This window comes from Acinetobacter sp. LipI_15 (assembly GCF_058242865.1).
In genome coordinates this window covers 2,087,551-2,103,203 of record NZ_JBZAYN010000001.1, presented here as the reverse complement: position 1 = coordinate 2,103,203, position 15,653 = coordinate 2,087,551, and the positions used below count along the sequence as shown (strand labels likewise).

The 15,653-nt window shown below is 40.3% G+C and carries 14 protein-coding genes; 9 read left to right on the top strand and 5 right to left on the bottom strand.

Translation table 11 applies throughout. From position 1 onward, the window contains the following. Window positions 1-17: 17 nt before the first annotated feature. Window positions 18-1,031, bottom strand: coding sequence for a hypothetical protein (locus AC4CU0_RS10095; protein ID WP_168379329.1), 1,014 nt, complete (start codon window positions 1,029-1,031; stop codon window positions 18-20). Between the two features lie 210 nt (window positions 1,032-1,241). Here AC4CU0_RS10095 and tfpB point away from each other — a divergent pair, with 210 nt between their 5' ends. The 4 genes from tfpB to AC4CU0_RS10075 all read left to right on the top strand — a co-directional run bounded on the left by tfpB (window position 1,242) and on the right by AC4CU0_RS10075 (window position 5,591). Beyond that, window positions 1,242-2,999, top strand: a complete 1,758-nt coding sequence (gene tfpB / locus AC4CU0_RS10090) for a type IV pilus assembly ATPase TfpB (RefSeq protein WP_180023971.1) — start codon at window positions 1,242-1,244, stop codon at window positions 2,997-2,999. 104 nt (window positions 3,000-3,103) lie between these two features. Beyond that, window positions 3,104-3,466, top strand: a complete 363-nt coding sequence (locus tag AC4CU0_RS10085; RefSeq protein WP_180163605.1) for a NirD/YgiW/YdeI family stress tolerance protein — start codon at window positions 3,104-3,106, stop codon at window positions 3,464-3,466. Window positions 3,467-3,598: 132 nt separating this feature from the next. After that, window positions 3,599-4,267, top strand: coding sequence for a response regulator transcription factor (locus AC4CU0_RS10080; protein ID WP_490743061.1), 669 nt, complete (start codon window positions 3,599-3,601; stop codon window positions 4,265-4,267). Between the two features lie 4 nt (window positions 4,268-4,271). After that, window positions 4,272-5,591: a sensor histidine kinase gene (locus tag AC4CU0_RS10075; protein ID WP_490743060.1), complete on the top strand. Its 1,320-nt coding sequence runs from the start codon at window positions 4,272-4,274 to the stop codon at window positions 5,589-5,591. A 197-nt stretch (window positions 5,592-5,788) separates the two neighbouring features. On the opposite strand, the gene hemP is transcribed toward AC4CU0_RS10075, so the two are convergent. Next, on the bottom strand, window positions 5,789-5,959 hold the full coding sequence (gene hemP / locus AC4CU0_RS10070) for a hemin uptake protein HemP (protein ID WP_078189103.1): 171 nt from the start codon (window positions 5,957-5,959) through the stop codon (window positions 5,789-5,791). A 147-nt stretch (window positions 5,960-6,106) separates the two neighbouring features. Here hemP and AC4CU0_RS10065 point away from each other — a divergent pair, with 147 nt between their 5' ends. Next, entirely contained in the window at window positions 6,107-7,006 is a 900-nt protein-coding gene (locus tag AC4CU0_RS10065; RefSeq protein WP_180009489.1) for an NUDIX domain-containing protein, read from the top strand. A gap of 141 nt (window positions 7,007-7,147) precedes the next feature. Here AC4CU0_RS10065 and AC4CU0_RS10060 read toward each other — a convergent pair whose 3' ends face one another. Further along, the gene (locus AC4CU0_RS10060) at window positions 7,148-7,669 is read right to left on the bottom strand and encodes a tetratricopeptide repeat protein (RefSeq protein WP_257224301.1); all 522 of its coding nucleotides are present in this window, start codon (window positions 7,667-7,669) and stop codon (window positions 7,148-7,150) included. Between the two features lie 37 nt (window positions 7,670-7,706). Further along, window positions 7,707-10,100 carry a penicillin-binding protein 1B gene (mrcB, locus tag AC4CU0_RS10055; RefSeq protein ID WP_180005249.1) on the bottom strand — a complete coding sequence of 798 codons (2,394 nt, stop codon included), beginning with the start codon at window positions 10,098-10,100 and terminating at the stop codon, window positions 7,707-7,709. A gap of 152 nt (window positions 10,101-10,252) precedes the next feature. Between mrcB and AC4CU0_RS10050 the strand changes: the two genes are divergently transcribed. Together AC4CU0_RS10050 and AC4CU0_RS10045 are read left to right on the top strand one after the other, a co-directional pair. Next, window positions 10,253-11,191 (top strand): NAD(+) kinase, encoded by a 939-nt coding sequence (locus tag AC4CU0_RS10050; RefSeq protein WP_490743059.1) that lies wholly within the window; start codon window positions 10,253-10,255, stop codon window positions 11,189-11,191. A 2-nt stretch (window positions 11,192-11,193) separates the two neighbouring features. Then, complete coding sequence (locus AC4CU0_RS10045) at window positions 11,194-11,460, top strand: YeaC family protein (protein ID WP_078189099.1); 267 nt, start codon at window positions 11,194-11,196, stop codon at window positions 11,458-11,460. A gap of 90 nt (window positions 11,461-11,550) precedes the next feature. Here the strand turns inward: AC4CU0_RS10045 and AC4CU0_RS10040 are convergent, their stop codons facing one another. Further along, window positions 11,551-12,549 (bottom strand): glycosyl transferase family protein, encoded by a 999-nt coding sequence (locus AC4CU0_RS10040; protein ID WP_490743058.1) that lies wholly within the window; start codon window positions 12,547-12,549, stop codon window positions 11,551-11,553. A 408-nt stretch (window positions 12,550-12,957) separates the two neighbouring features. Between AC4CU0_RS10040 and AC4CU0_RS10035 the strand changes: the two genes are divergently transcribed. Further along, window positions 12,958-14,304: a dicarboxylate/amino acid:cation symporter gene (locus AC4CU0_RS10035; RefSeq protein WP_180005246.1), complete on the top strand. Its 1,347-nt coding sequence runs from the start codon at window positions 12,958-12,960 to the stop codon at window positions 14,302-14,304. A 170-nt stretch (window positions 14,305-14,474) separates the two neighbouring features. After that, window positions 14,475-15,617, top strand: coding sequence for an acyl-CoA dehydrogenase family protein (locus AC4CU0_RS10030; protein ID WP_490743057.1), 1,143 nt, complete (start codon window positions 14,475-14,477; stop codon window positions 15,615-15,617). Window positions 15,618-15,653 lie beyond the last annotated feature (36 nt).

The window sequence follows — 15,653 nt, the reverse complement described above, 5'->3', positions numbered from 1 at the left end:
TCTTTTTTGAAATCGAATTACTTTAATTTAGAGTATTTATCAATTTCAGTACTAGCGATATTGTTAAATAGCGAGCATTCATTTTTGATTGCTTCTACATAGTTAGTTTCAACTTTTGCTTCCAGGCTATCCTTTCCATAATTTTGAATCGCCTCATCTAAGTCAGCTTGATAGTCTTTAATATCATTAGCCAATGTGTAAGTGGTCCCTGATTTATAGTATGAGCCATAACGATAATTTTGATTAAACTGCACATAAGCATCAAAATCATAATTTACAGGTTGATTTTTCGAAATATAAACTGGATAAGAAGCTATGTTTTGGATGGTATAACCGTCATCTAAATATTCAGTAGGATCAAAACCATTAATGTTGTCACCAAGGAGTTCAACATAATTTTTTGAACTTGATGATGTTTTCAGTCTTAAGCAAGTTGAACCTTGAGGAAAAGTTTTTCCTTTTAATTTTGAATAATAGAAACTAGGGAATGTGCCCAACTTCGTTGCTAACGTAGTATCTGCACCTGAAAGATAATTAAATGTGTCTACGTAATAGCCAATTTCTTTACCTGTTAAATTTACCACTTCGAAATTTTGAGTCAGTTTCAGACCATTGAAGTTTTGACTAGATGCTGGTGTGAAAATCCATTGGCTATCATTTTTAGAAATTAAATTGGCAAATTTATAACCATATTCGGTTTTGTTCAGCACTGGTGTATAAAGGCCTTCGTCTGTTAAATAATCAGAAATTATCCATTTCAAGTCATAATTTTCATTGTTATTGCTTAAATAATCAACATTGAAATAAATAGTATTATTTTGAATATTGAAATGTGTTTTTTCGAATAAATTGTCGCTTCCATCCCAATATGATGATGAGTAGATTGACCATTTATTATTTTCGGAACTAGTTTCAGCTCCATTTCCTGATCCAGTTTCAGATGAAGTAGAACTATTGTCTGAAGAGCCGCCGCCGCAAGCGCTTAGAATTAAGGAACTAAAAATGGCTAGGCTTAAAATTTTAAATTTCATGTTACCCTCTTTAATAAATTATGAATTACGTCACTATTATTTGTGACTGTTGCATATAGTATAGAAAAACATAAAAAAGGGAATGTTAAAAATTAACTAATTAAAATTAATGATTTAAGTTAAATTTTTCTTAATAATTTAAGTAAAAAATATTGCGTTTTAATCAGCTGGTTTTGTTATAGTGAACCTATGTTTGGGGAACATAGAACAATGACTTTTAATTTTGAAATTGACACTTCTTGGTGTTTAGACCAATTACAAAAAGATGGACGTATTACTGAACGGGACAAAATACTGATTCAAACCACGCACCGTCAGCGTGAGCAGTTGAAATGGCATCCTCTACAATGGATTGCCAATTTTAATTTAGTCGATCAGAGTCATCCGCAGTCTACCTTAACATTGAATAGACTTTGCCAATGGTTGGCAGAAAAGTCTGGAGTACCGTTTTATATTATCGATCCTCTAAAAGCTGATGTGCCTGCTTTGACAGCCATTATGTCTCAGGAATTTGCAGTACGAAATCGCATTTTAGCGGTTGAATTACAAAATGAGCATGTGCTGATTGCAACGGATCAACCTTATAAAAATGAATGGATTGCCAATTTAGAGAGAACGGTATTACCACGCAAGATTCAGCGTGTATTACTCAGTCCAGACCAACTACAGCGTTACTTGGTTGAATATTACCAAGTGAGTCGTGCGGTCAGTAATTCGCAAAAATCATCGAGTTATGACCGTGAAAATAAAGGCGTTGAAGCACTATTACAATTAGGTGATACACAAAATCCAGATGCCAATGATCAGCATATTGTGAAGCTTGTGGATTGGGTCTTACAGTTTGCCTTCGAACAAGGTGCAAGTGATATTCACCTCGAGCCGCGTAAAGATACAGGAAAGGTGCGTTTTCGTATCGATGGCGTATTGCATACCATCTACAACATGCCAGCAAATACACTGACAGCTGTGGTTTCACGAATTAAGATCTTAGGACGGATGAATGTGGCGGAAAAGCGTAAGCCGCAAGATGGACGTTTAAAAACCCGTACACCCAAAGGCCAAGAAACAGAGCTACGTTTATCGACGCTGCCAACAGCCTTTGGTGAAAAGTTAGTCATGCGTATTTTTGACCCTGAAGTCTTGGTACGTAGTTTCCAACAGCTCGGTTTTGAAGGGCGTCTGTTGGATGATTGGAAGGCCTTAACCAGTCATAGTCACGGTATTATTTTAGTGACCGGTCCGACGGGTTCGGGTAAAACCACCACGCTTTATTCATCACTCAAACAATTGGCAACCGAAGAAGTGAATGTCTGCACCATTGAAGACCCGATTGAGATGTTAGAGCCAAGTTTTAACCAAATGCAGGTGAATACAGGGATTGATCTAGGCTTTGCCGATGGTGTACGGGCTTTAATGCGTCAAGACCCTGACATTATCATGGTCGGGGAGATCCGAGATCATGATACGGCAAATATGGCAATCCAAGCTGCATTAACAGGTCATTTGGTGCTTTCAACTTTACATACCAATGATGCACCATCGAGTTTGACGCGATTACATGATTTGGGTATTCAGCCTTTTTTAACGGCAGCGACTATTTTAGGGGTTTTGGCACAACGTCTAGTTCGTCAACTGTGTCCACACTGCAAGCGTGAGACTTTTATCAATGAACAAGAGTGGAAACATCTGACCTTTGATTACACGATTCAAATGCCTGATTTTGTCTACGAGGCGGTGGGCTGTGATGAATGCCGTCAAACGGGTTATAAAGGCCGTGTGGGGATTTATGAATTTATGCCACTCAGTATTGAAACCAAGCAATTGATTGGTGCCAATGCAGATCTAACCCAATTACGTACACAGGCACGTAAAGAGCATGTCGAGCCATTACGAATTGCAGGTGCGCGTAAAGTACTTGCAGGGGTGACGACTTTAGAGGAAGTTCTGCGTGTCGTACCGCTCAACTAATGGTTCGATCAAATAAATAAAAACGTCTTTGCAGCTTAAGATTCGACTCATCTTGCTTTGTTTAAATAGTGCTATCGAAATAGACAAAGTAAGAGAGACCGAAGATGACAACATTCACTCAATTGGTATGTGTTTTAGCATTTGCAGGTGTGGCATCGGTTGCAGTCGCGAATACAGCAGTCAATCAGGCTGCAGTTGCACCGATGAAAACCACATCGGTGAAACATGCCTTAGGCTTAAAAGATGATAGTAAAGTTCAATTGAAAGGTTATGTTGTGAAATCGATGGGCGATGAAAAATATCAGTTCCGCGATAGCACAGGCAGCATTACAGTGGATATTGATGATGAACTTTGGCAAGGCAAAGCGATTTCAGCTAAAACACCGGTAACGCTCATTGGAGAAATCGACATTGATTACAAACCGACGAAACGCGTTGAAGTTGATGTCGATCAAGTAAAATTTTAATTTAGCCTGTTATTCATTTCAGTGCTGCTCCATAAAAAAACCACGGCTTGCTGTGGTTTTTTTATGATATGAGTAGATATGAGCAAAAGTTCGATACACTGAAGTCGGAACTATAGAAATAGGGTAGGTAAGATGCGAATTTTATTGGCAGAAGATGATGCATCCCAAGCCGACAGTATAAAAACATGGCTTGAAATGGATGGCTATAGTGTCGATTGGGTTGATCGCGGCGATCACGCTATTTTGGCTTTAGAACAACATCAATATAATTGCATACTTTTAGATCGTGGCTTACCAAAAGTAACTGGTGATGAAATTTTAAAACGTATCGTACAGTTGCATCCGCTTACACCAGTTTTATTTATTACTGCTCGGGACAGTATTGCAGATCGTGTTGAAGGTTTAGATCTGGGAGCCCATGATTATTTGGTGAAACCCTTTAGCTTGGAAGAGTTGTCAGCAAGGGTACGTACCCAATTACGCTTGCATCATCAACAGCGTGATAATTCTCTGACTTTCGGGGATTTAAGTTTAGATGTACAAGCCAAAACGCTGCGTAAAAATGCGGAATTGATTACGCTGACATCGCGTGAATATCAAATCTTGCATAAGATGATGTTGAATCCTGAGCATATTATGACGCGTAGCCAACTCGAAGAATCACTCTATGCTTGGGGCGATGAAGTTGAAAGTAATGCGATCGAAGTTTTTATTTACCAATTGCGTAAGAAGATTGGCAGTGATTACATTAAAACCTTAAGAGGTTTGGGTTATCGCATGAATCTTCCGCAACAAAGCTAAGTCTATGAGTGATAAAAAAAGCATTTCCTTACAGTCGCAACTGATTAAAACCTCACTGCTCAGTGCAATTTGGGCGGGAGCAATCTCCTTGTGTCTGATGTTGGGATTTGGTCTTTATCACATCATGAATGTACACGATGCCCTGATGGACGAAGTGGCAGATATGCTTACTGCTACTGATCTAACGCTGAAGCAAGACGAACAAATAGATGAGCTGAGTGAAGAGTTTGATATGCAATATCAACTCATGCAAGGGTCGCAAGTCTTAACCACATCGGAACAACACACAGCATTTGAACATCAGCCCAATTTAAAACAAGGGTTGCATTATCAATGGAGAGAAGGCGCGCTTTGGCGTAGCTATGCACTTCAGGACGATGGATTAAGCGTACAAATCATTCAACCGATGAAAACACGGCTGAGGGAAACGCTGCAAAGCGTACTAGGCTATGCAGGGATTCTGTTGATTGTCTGGTTGATCCAATGGCTCTTACTGCATATTTTGATTAAACGTCAATTGAAAGTTTTACAGCTTTTTTCAAAACAAATCGCTGAAAAAAATGTAGATGACTTACAAGCCATCGTCTTACCTGAACCTGTATTACAGGAAATAGAGCCGATCCAAACACAGCTGAATTTTTTATTAAACCGATTAGATCAAGCCTTAGAGGCGGAACAACGCTTTACCTCCGATGCCTCACATGAATTACGCTCACCGCTGTCTGCGATTCAAATGCGACTTCAGGTATTAAAACGAAAATATCCCGACATTCAGCAGGATTTATTGAGCATACAGCACGATGTTAATCGAGGAACACGCGTGTTGGAAAATCTACTAATTTTGGCACGGCTCGACCCGACGCAATCGGAGCAATTAGATAAAAAACAAGACGACTTAGAACAGCTGAGTTTACAAGTCCTTGACGCTTTACAGCCTTTTATTGAAGAAAAGCAGATCGAATTGAAGCTACAGACCCAGTCTGTACAGTTTGAGATGAACGCAGAGTTGATGTTTAGCTGTCTACGCAATTTAGTCGATAACGCTATTCGCTATAGTCCTACGCAAGGACAGGTCAAGATTGATTTAACGGTAACAGCACAGCAGGCGGTTTGGACGATTGAAAATCAAGGTGCAGGACTGACAGCCGCAGAATTGCAACGTATTGGCGAGCGGTTTTACCGCGTATTGGGAACGAAGACGCAAGGTTCAGGTTTAGGTATTTCAATTGCCCAAAAAATTGTACAGTTACATCAAGGCCATTTAAATGTGGATGCATCTGAACTTGGTGGCTTAAAGGTACAACTCACTTTTCCAATCCGTTAAAAACACGATTTGCTCTAAGGAATTTAGCGAAAGAGTGTTGTGAGAGGAAGATGAGTGTTGCGATTTAAATTAAGTTTGAGTAGCTATAAAACTTAATTTAACTAAGTACAAAACTTAAAAAAGCAGTAAGCGAATGGCTTACTGCTTGTGTCCACGATTATTTTTATTGCGCTGATAATTATTATTTTTATCAGAAATTATTTGGTCAAAATAAGGCGATTATTTCGTGTTAAACGTAGTCGATATTCTTCACCTGCATGCATAATGCGAATTTCACGTCCTAAAGCAAAAAGGTTGTTTGAATGTAGCATTGGCAGTGAGTGGTGTGCTTCATTGCTACGAGTAAAAAGGCTAAATGGTGCGTTCATTCCGTCGACTCCGTGGTGTATTTCTGAATGGTTTAAATGATAATCATTATCGAATAGGCCTGTCAACGGTAATTTTAGGATTTTATAAAAAAGATAAATTTGCTTACACTTAGATATCAATTGGAACAGAGTAGAGAGCAGGGAACTATGTCTAAACCGCAAATCGATGTCGCCATTGCGATTTTATTGCATCAAGACAAAGTACTGGTGGGTTGGCGTGAAGCAAAACAACATCAGGGCAATAAACATGAGTTTCCGGGCGGTAAAGTCGAGCAGGGTGAAAGTCCTGAACAGGCTTGTCGTCGTGAAATTTTTGAAGAGGTTGGAATTGGTTTACATGACTGGCATGCTTTTGATTTTATTCAACATGAATATGATGATGTCATTGTGAAATTACATTTATTTCATGCCACCGTCCCGCATGCGTTGCTGAATGAAATCCAAAAGCCATGGGCCTGGTATTCGCGTCAACAACTCATGAGTTTGAATTTTCCAAAGGCCAATCAAGCTATTTTGCAGCGTTTATATTGGCAGCAACAGATCAAAATCACCGCCGATTTACCAACACTTGAAACGCTTAAAGAGACGCTGTTGTATTATTGGCGAGTCGATGCCAGCGCAGAAAATGCAGAGGCATTAAATCAATTACCTACCGTGATTTTAAAACAACTGATAATTAATGAAGATCTATGGTCATTACTCTCTACAGAGGTGCAAGCACATATTTCGGCTTTACATCTTAAGCAGCACCAATTGCTGAAAAAAAATAAAGGTGATTTACAGCTTGGGAAGCGCTATATCGCAGCTTGTCATGATCAAGTTTCTGCGCTGCATGCGCAAAAAATTGGCTGTGAGGCTATTTTTATGAGCCCAGTTCTGGCGACACAAAGTCATCCAGAGGCGCAAGGTATGGGATGGGCGCATTTTTCTGAGATTGCACGAGGCATAGAAATCCCTGTTTTTGCTTTAGGTGGCATGCGTCCTGAATTATTGTCTATTTCACAGCAACATCATGCTTATGGGGTGGCAGGTATTCGCAGTTTTTAAATTAAAGTGTGTATTGAATTAAATTTGTATTTAAAGTCGATATTTTAGACTTAAAGTAACTATTGGAAATAAGCTTACTTTTAGTATGTTTTAAATAAAAAAGCCTGATCTCAATTAAGATCAAGCTTTTTTACGGGGTGCTTAAAGAGCTTTAATTGCTTGTTGTGCTTTTTGAATGGTGCTGCTTTTCTTTTGCATTTGACCAGCTTTTAAAACAACATTCCAAAGCTGTTGTTTCATCGGCTTGGTTTGAGCATAGCTTAATCCACGCAGTGCCAACGATTCTGCATTCGCAGGTTGATTTTTTCGATTGGCGATCATTGCCAAATATAAAAAAGTTTCCGCAGATTGTGGTGCCAAACGCTGTGCTTGAGTTGCAGCACTTTCAGCTTCATTCCATTTTCCATTGGCATAAGCGGTTTGCGTAGTTTGCATCAATTTTTTGAATGCAGGTAAGTCACGACCATCATCAAACTTTTGAATTTGGGTTTTCTGCTCAGGAATAACGATGCGTTGACGTTTAATTTCTGGATGGTCATATGGCGTAATAATGACCCCAGAAGAGTCATGGATATCTGCCTTTTTTTCAGGTGGAGCAGGCGGCTTTTGCTCAGGTTCGACTATGGTTTGGCAACCAGCCAAAATGATCGTCAAAACGCTCAGAATACTGAACGTTTTTAAAACTTTAATGTTTTGCAATTTAATTTGTATACTCTCCACTTGAGATGATGCGAGGTTGATCAGATGAACCCTGATCATTATCGACATCACTTTCACGAATGTAGTCACCTAAACTATCATTTTGTTCCTGAGTTGGCTGCGTCTCTTCAGTATCAACTGTGTAAGGTTCTACTTCATATTGTGTCGAACCACATGCCGTCGCTTGATTTGGAATAGAGTTGCGCGACAGAGGAATATACATCGCACCTGTACAATGCTGTGCAGATAAATTACCTGAATAACGGTCTAACCAATGCCACTGTACGCTGTCTGGTTGACGTAAATTAACTGGCTTTTGACGTAACTGCTTCATCACATTGGTCCAAACCGGAAGTGCTCCTGACGAACCAGTTAAGCCTGTAACTTTGTTGTTGTCTAAACCTAACCAAACCACACTTAAATAATTACCTGAATAACCTGCAAACCATGAGTCACGCGTATCATTGGTTGTCCCTGATTTACCTGCAAGTTTGAGTGAAGCTGGTAATGATGCATAAGCAGAACGGCCTGTCCCTGAACTCATGACTTGTTGTAAACCATAGTTCAAGATAAAGGCTGCATCAGGTGCAATAGTCGGTTGTACCGTTAAGCTATAACGATCTAATAAACGACCATTGGCATCGACCACTGAACGAATAGCTTTCACTGGATATTTGAAGCCACCGGTTGCAAAGTTGCCATACACACTCATCACTTCCATCGGTGACATATCGATAGCACCAAGGTAAATCGAAGGGTAGCTTGGAATATTAGAAGTCACACCAAACTTTTTCAGATGGTTAATAAAAGTCGACATACCGAACTCTTGACCTAAGCGTACCGCAGAGAGGTTATAAGAGTTTGATAGGGCATCGACCATTGGTACGACACCATGTGCACCACCACTATAGTTTTTCGGTGTCCAAGCTTTGCCATCACTTTGAATGCTGATAGGACTGTCTTCGATTTGACTCGCCCAGTTATAACGGTTTGATTCTATCGCACTGAGGTAAATCACAGGTTTTAGCAATGAACCGACTTGACGTTTAGCATCCATTGTACGGTTAAAGCCAGTAAAGTCCTGCGTTGAACCGACTGCTGAAACCAATTCACCATTTTCAGGATGAGACACCAGTACCGCGCCTTGTAATTCTTTCAAGCGTGCTGGATTGGCATTACTTAAACGTGCCACAGATTCTTTAAATGCAGTTTGTACACGGGTTTGTGCAATCGGGTCCATCGCGGTGAAAATACGCAGACCTTGATTGGTCAAATCGCTTTCTTGGTATTCAGTACGCAGTTGACGACGCACGATATCCATATAGTCTGGGAAGCGAGAAGGGCCCAATGTTGGTTTTGTAATGACATTTAATGGACGTGCAGACTCAGTTTCATATTGTTCCTGAGTTAAATAGCCCATCACCACCATATTGTTCAACACAATATTACGGCGTTTAATCGCACTTTCAGGGTTTTTCCACGGATTAAATAGAGTTGGACCTTGAACCAAACCGACTAAATACGCCTGCTGAGCAATATTTAGTTCACGTAGGGGTAAACCAAAATAGAATTGTGAGGCTAAACCATAACCATTGATGGAATAGTTACCGTTTTGACCTAAGTTCACTTCGTTTAAATAAGCTTCAAGAATTTCATCTTTGTCATAGTGAAGTTCAATCAGCATGGCCATTAAGGCTTCGTTGGCCTTACGCTTAATGGTTCTCTCAGGCGATAAATAAAAATTTTTCACCAATTGCTGAGTGAGGGTCGAACCACCTTGACGTTTTCCGCCTGTGACATTACTCACAATGGCACGTGCTGTACCACGAATCGAAATACCATGATGTTGATAGAAATTGCGGTCTTCGGTAGCAATTAAAGCTTGGATTAAAGGCTTAGGCACTTTATCAAGTTTGATCAGCACACGGTCTTCATTGTGCTGAGGATAAATACCACCAATTAACATCGGCTCTAAACGGGCAATACCACTACTTGAAGGTTTAGTCGCACTTACTTCAGTGATTTGATCTTCACCAAAGGTCACTTTAAGGACTTGTTCCGGGTCGACACTATCACCAAAGTCAAAACCACGCGTATGGATATAGGTCACATTGCCAGAAGTAACGTAACTCCCTGTTTTCGCATAGCTATCTTGAGCGTTATAGCCCAAAAGTTTCAGTTCTTGGTTGAGGTCTGCTTGGCTTACAGGCGCATTGGTATAAATTTCTAAAGGACGTGCAAATACCTTGGCTGGAATATCCCAACGTTGACCTTCGAATTTGTCCCGTACAATATTATCTAGACGAATAAGATAAATGCTGAACACGAGAAATCCGCCGATAATCAACAGCGAAAAAATCAGTGCAATTATGCCTATGCCACGTTCAGACTTCATAAATAGTGATAAGACCCTGAGAAATTTTGCTAATCATGCGAAGCTTTTCAGTATTTTGCAATATTTAAACTGTTATATGTATGCAAAATATTGGAAGTTACTTCACTAAAGTCGAAACTTTAAAGTTTTTTTAAATCATTTCTGTTAGTGATATGATACCAATGAGGCGAAGCGGAGCAAAAGCGCAGGTGCAAATTTCACATAAATCATTTCGAAACATTGGGTTGATTGGTCGTCCAGACAAATCATCAGTGATCGAAACCCTATGTTTGATCCACGATCATATTTTGAGTTTGGGATTACATCCTGTATTTGATACGCAAACAGCGCAGCTGGTTCCCAACAATAATACTCAGACGGTCAGCCGTAATTTATTGGGTGAAGTTGTCGATTTGGTGATCGTTGTCGGAGGTGATGGTTCATTGCTTCATGCCGCACGTGCCTTGGTGAAATATAATACCCCTGTGATTGGGGTGAACCGTGGTCGTTTGGGCTTCCTGACCGATATCAAACCGACAGAAGTGATTTTCAAGTTAGATCAAGTGCTCAAAGGTGAGTTTCAGCTAGACCGACGTTTCTTGCTAGAAATGGAAATTCGCTCGAAAGGTGAGTCGATTTATGATGCCGTGGCTTTAAATGATATTGTGCTGCATTCAGGTAAATCGGTACATATGATCGACTTTGAACTGAATATCGATGGCCAATATGTGTACCGCCAACACAGTGACGGTTTAATTGTTTCCACGCCAACCGGTTCAACAGCTTATGCATTATCTGGCGGTGGGCCGATTGTCCACCCAAGTATGGATGCGATTGCCTTAGTGCCAATGCATCCACATACTTTGTCGTCACGGCCGATTGTCGTAGGTGGACAAAGCGAAATTAAAATTTTGATTCGTGAAAATCGTGTTCTACCAATGGTCAGTGCCGATGGTCAACACAGTGTATCATTGGGTGTAGGCGATAGTTTACATATCCGCAAACATCCATTTAAGCTCAACTTATTACATCCACCTGGTTATGACTTCTATATGGCATGTCGTACCAAGCTAGGCTGGAACCAAGATTTTGACTCATTAAAGCAGGATTAATTATGAATATTGAACAGATGCTTGCCGTACTCGATCCTGAAATTGTTGGTCGATTAAAAACGGCAATTGAAATTGGTAAATGGCCAAATGGCGTAGCGCTGACTCAAGAACAACGTCAAATTTGTATGCAAGCGGTGTATGCATGGGAAATTAAACATTTGCCAGAAGATGAGCGTAGTGGTTATATCGACCGTGGGACCAAAGAAGAAGATGAGCATTGTGACTCGCATGTGGAAGAACCTGAGTTCAAGCCGATTCGTTTCGTTTAATCTATTTTCTTTCTGATTGAAAAAGCCAGCTTAATGCTGGCTTTTTATTGGCTTGATGCATGCCTAAATTTTTTGCTTCATACTGCTTATTTAAACGTGACGATTTGCCCACATGGTTTTGGCAGTTTGCATTGCATCATCAAAACTTGCGACGGCGCCCATGGTATACAGTGCGATTCCCATGGTTTCGGTGACCGCGATTTCACCATATTCATGTGTCTGCTGACCGTCCCAAACGGCTTTAAAAACGGCCAAATCGAGTTCTTCTTCGACTGGACTGCGGTTGTCCGTCAGTTTAGGCAACTCATGTTCATACATTTCACCCTCTTTGATGCCACAAATTAAGGTTTTTGCATCGGGGTTACGTTCGAATTCACCACCTTCACCCTTAATGACAGCACTATTTTGATAACCCAATTGGAATGCCGCACGTTGGTGTGATCCACGATAGGCCGGATGGAAAATCGCTTGCATGGTGGCTTTGGCATTAAATGGATTTATCAGACGCGCAAGGGTGTGAATTGGGGAACGTAAGCCCATGACATTGCGTAGTGAAATTAAATCACTGAGTATTGGTGAAATCACGTCGAGCGGAATATAAGCAAAATGACGTTGTATAAGCTGCTGTTCCACATCTGTATCATTTTGGCAAATAGGAAAACCCAAATACTCTAATACTTGTTCTGTATAAAGGCGGTTAATGGTATGACCTGAAGCGCCATGCATTACGACATTGTAGCCGTGTTTTGCCAGCGTTAATGCGGCCAATAAAAACCAAGGATAATGTTTGCGTTTACCTGCATAAGATGACCAATCTAAATCGACATCAAGCTTTTTAAACTTGAGCTGATCACGTGTGGCTTGGACAAAGCCTGTCAGTTCATCGACAGATTCTTCTTTTACACGCAATAACATCAAGAAAGCGCCCAATTGAACGTCTAAAACCTCATCTTTTAAGATCATGCTGAACGCTTGGTAGGCTTCATCATAAGTGAGAGAACGTGCGCCATTTTTACCTTTACCCACGATACGGACAAATTGCGCAAAAGGATGTTCAAAATCTTTGTAAATATTTCGTTTATTGTTCATGCAAATACTGGGCTTAAAATTAGGACTTAAGGATAGTTTACTTCTATAGTTGGTATTTTTCAGCCTGATAACAGGTTTAAAAAAGGATGTCTTTAGACTATCGTCTAATAAACTCGGTCTATTATTTAACCGAAATTAACATTTGTGGCAGAACAAGCCTTTAAAAAACAGGTAAAATTTAACCTACTTTAGTATGTGTTTCATCTCCTGATCAATGCGCTGATTTTATATCAGGTCCTGATGTGATTATTTAATCACCATACATATTTCGTTTTTCTGTATTTGGCTAAGTCAAATACCTTTGGTGCTCTTTTGTCGAAGACAAAGGGGTTTTGGGCTGTTTATTTTTTGAAAATAGACAAAAACTGAATATTTCTTTGAAGCAGAAATATATCGTGAAGTAATGTCATGGCTAAAAAACCAATTTATAAGTCACTATATTTTCAAGTGATCGTTGCCATTATTGCGGGTGTATTGGTGGGTCATTTCTCACCAAGTGGCACGCAAATTATCAATGGTACCGAGCAATACGTAAAAGGCTGGGGTGAATTGTTCTATCCACTAGGACAAGGTTTCATCAAGCTGATTAAAATGATTATTGCACCTGTGATCTTCTGTACCGTGGTAAGTGGTATTGCAGGTATGGAAAGCATGAAATCTGTGGGTAAGACAGGTGGGGTCGCTTTACTATACTTCGAAATCGTTTCGACCATCGCACTCATTATCGGTCTTGCAGTGATTAATATTGCAAAACCTGGTGTAGGCATGAACGTAGATCCAGCATCTTTAGATACTGCAGGTATTTCTAAATATGTTGAATCTGGTGCAGCACAATCTACCCAAGAATTTTTTATGAATATCATCCCAAACACCGTTGTTGGTGCGTTTGCTGAGGGTGAGATTCTTCAAGTTCTATTATTTGCCTTATTATTTGGTTTTGCATTGCATAAACTTGGTGATGCAGGTAAGCCTGTATTGAAGTTTATTGATCAAATTGCACATGTATTCTTTAACATTGTAAACATGATCATGAAGCTTGCGCCAATTGGTGCCTTCGGTGCGATGGCTTATACCATTGGTAAATATGGTATCGGTAGTTTGGCGCAATTGGGTCAGTTGATCATCTGCTTCTATATTACCTGTTTGCTGTTTATTTTCCTTGTACTTGGCTCAATTGCACGTATTTGCGGTTTCAGTATCCTCAAAATGATTCGTATGATTCGCGAAGAACTCTTGATCGTACTAGGTACGTCATCTTCAGAATCTGTACTGCCACGTATGTTGAAAAAACTCGAACTTGCAGGTGCAGAAAAATCTGTAGTGGGTCTTGTTATTCCAACAGGTTATTCATTTAACCTAGATGGTACGTCTATTTACCTAACCATGGCAGCAATCTTTATTGCACAAGCGACCAATACACCGCTTGATATTTCGCATCAGATCACATTGTTATTGGTTCTACTCATTTCATCTAAGGGTGCTGCGGGTGTGACGGGTTCAGGCTTTATTGTTATGGCTGCAACATTGTCTGCTGTGGGTCATATTCCTGTAGCAGGTTTGGCATTAATTCTTGGTATTGACCGTTTCATGTCAGAAGCACGTGCATTAACGAACCTTGTAGGTAACTCATTGGCAACGATTGTGGTTGCGAAATGGGTGGGTCAATTAGACAAAGAAAAACTAGATTTTGCTTTAGCAAATCCTGAAGAAATTGACCGTCAGATGCAAGAAGAAGGCAATGCACATCATGCATAACGCTGATGCTGTGATGTAAAAGATGTAATTAAAAAGGAAGCTTCGGCTTCCTTTTTTTATGTAAGCCCAAAGCCAAATTTGAACGCTTTAGTTTTTAGGCATGACGGCTGTTCTAAACTGCAATAGGATGGAGTTCAACAAAACAACAAACTTAACCAAGGAAGAAACACATGCTGGCTTATGATGCAGACTTAGAATTATTTCGAGATAACTTTCGCCGTTTTATGGCAGAGCATGTCGCACCACATTATGAGCAATGGGAACGTGAAGGCATTATGCCGCGATCAGTATGGAATGCCTTGGGTGAAAATGGCTTTTTATGTGTCGATGTGCCTGAAGAATATGGCGGCTATGGCGTCCCAACGCATTATTCACTGATGTTAGTTGAAGAATCTGCTCGCGCAGGTTTTAGTGCATTATCGACAGGTATTTCATGCCATTCTGAAATTGCAGCGCCTTATATTTTGCACATTGGTTCAGAAGAACAAAAACAATATTGGTTACCGAAAATGGTCACAGGTGAGGTGGTCGGTGCTATTGGTATGACAGAGCCGGGAGCAGGTTCGGACTTGCAGTCTATGCGCAGTAGTGCAATTTTGCAGGGTGATCATTATCTGCTCAATGGCTCGAAAACTTTTATTTCAAATGGTCAACATGCAGACCTTGTGGTATTGGCTGCGAAAACTGATCCACAAGCACGTGCCAAAGGTGTGTCATTACTTTTAGTCGATACACATTTGGATGGATTTAAGAAAGGTACCAACCTCGACAAAATTGGTCTGCATGCGCAAGACACTTCAGAGTTGTTTTATGACAACGTCAAAGTGCCAAAAGAGCAACTTTTGGGTCAAGCTGGACAAGGCTTTGCTTACTTGATGCAAGAGTTACCGCGTGAACGTACCGCAATTGCCTCGACTGCAATTGGTGCGATTCGCGGTTCCATTGATGTGGCAACGCAGTATGTTAAAGAGCGACAAGCGTTCGGACAGGCGATCGGACAGTTCCAAAATACTCGTTTTGTCTTGGCACAGGCTAAGATTGACGAATTGGCTACAGCGGCATTTTATAATCAAAATGTTGAGCTTTATATGCAAGGCAAACTTGATGTTGAAACTGCAGCAGCCCTCAAGACCTTCTCTACCGATATGCAAATGAAAGTGGCCCATAATCTACTTCAATTATTTGGTGGCTATGGTTATATGACCGAATATCCAATTTCACGCTTTTTTGTCGATGCACGTATTCAGCAAATCTACGGTGGCACCAATGAAATTATGAAAGAAATCGTGGCACGAAGTATTTTAGGTCGATAAACAATTTATCAGGCTGAAATTAAAATAGCGAAGTGA

Coding starts and splice junctions, on each gene's coding strand:
- AC4CU0_RS10095 (WP_168379329.1), bottom strand. CDS start 1,031: ATGAAATTTAAAATTTTAAGCCTAGCCATTTTTAGTTCCTTAATTCTA.
- tfpB (WP_180023971.1), top strand. CDS start 1,242: ATGACTTTTAATTTTGAAATTGACACTTCTTGGTGTTTAGACCAATTA.
- AC4CU0_RS10085 (WP_180163605.1), top strand. CDS start 3,104: ATGACAACATTCACTCAATTGGTATGTGTTTTAGCATTTGCAGGTGTG.
- AC4CU0_RS10080 (WP_490743061.1), top strand. CDS start 3,599: ATGCGAATTTTATTGGCAGAAGATGATGCATCCCAAGCCGACAGTATA.
- AC4CU0_RS10075 (WP_490743060.1), top strand. CDS start 4,272: ATGAGTGATAAAAAAAGCATTTCCTTACAGTCGCAACTGATTAAAACC.
- hemP (WP_078189103.1), bottom strand. CDS start 5,959: ATGAACGCACCATTTAGCCTTTTTACTCGTAGCAATGAAGCACACCAC.
- AC4CU0_RS10065 (WP_180009489.1), top strand. CDS start 6,107: ATGTCTAAACCGCAAATCGATGTCGCCATTGCGATTTTATTGCATCAA.
- mrcB (WP_180005249.1), bottom strand. CDS start 10,100: ATGAAGTCTGAACGTGGCATAGGCATAATTGCACTGATTTTTTCGCTG.
- AC4CU0_RS10050 (WP_490743059.1), top strand. CDS start 10,253: ATGATACCAATGAGGCGAAGCGGAGCAAAAGCGCAGGTGCAAATTTCA.
- AC4CU0_RS10045 (WP_078189099.1), top strand. CDS start 11,194: ATGAATATTGAACAGATGCTTGCCGTACTCGATCCTGAAATTGTTGGT.
- AC4CU0_RS10040 (WP_490743058.1), bottom strand. CDS start 12,549: ATGAACAATAAACGAAATATTTACAAAGATTTTGAACATCCTTTTGCG.
- AC4CU0_RS10035 (WP_180005246.1), top strand. CDS start 12,958: ATGGCTAAAAAACCAATTTATAAGTCACTATATTTTCAAGTGATCGTT.
- AC4CU0_RS10030 (WP_490743057.1), top strand. CDS start 14,475: ATGCTGGCTTATGATGCAGACTTAGAATTATTTCGAGATAACTTTCGC.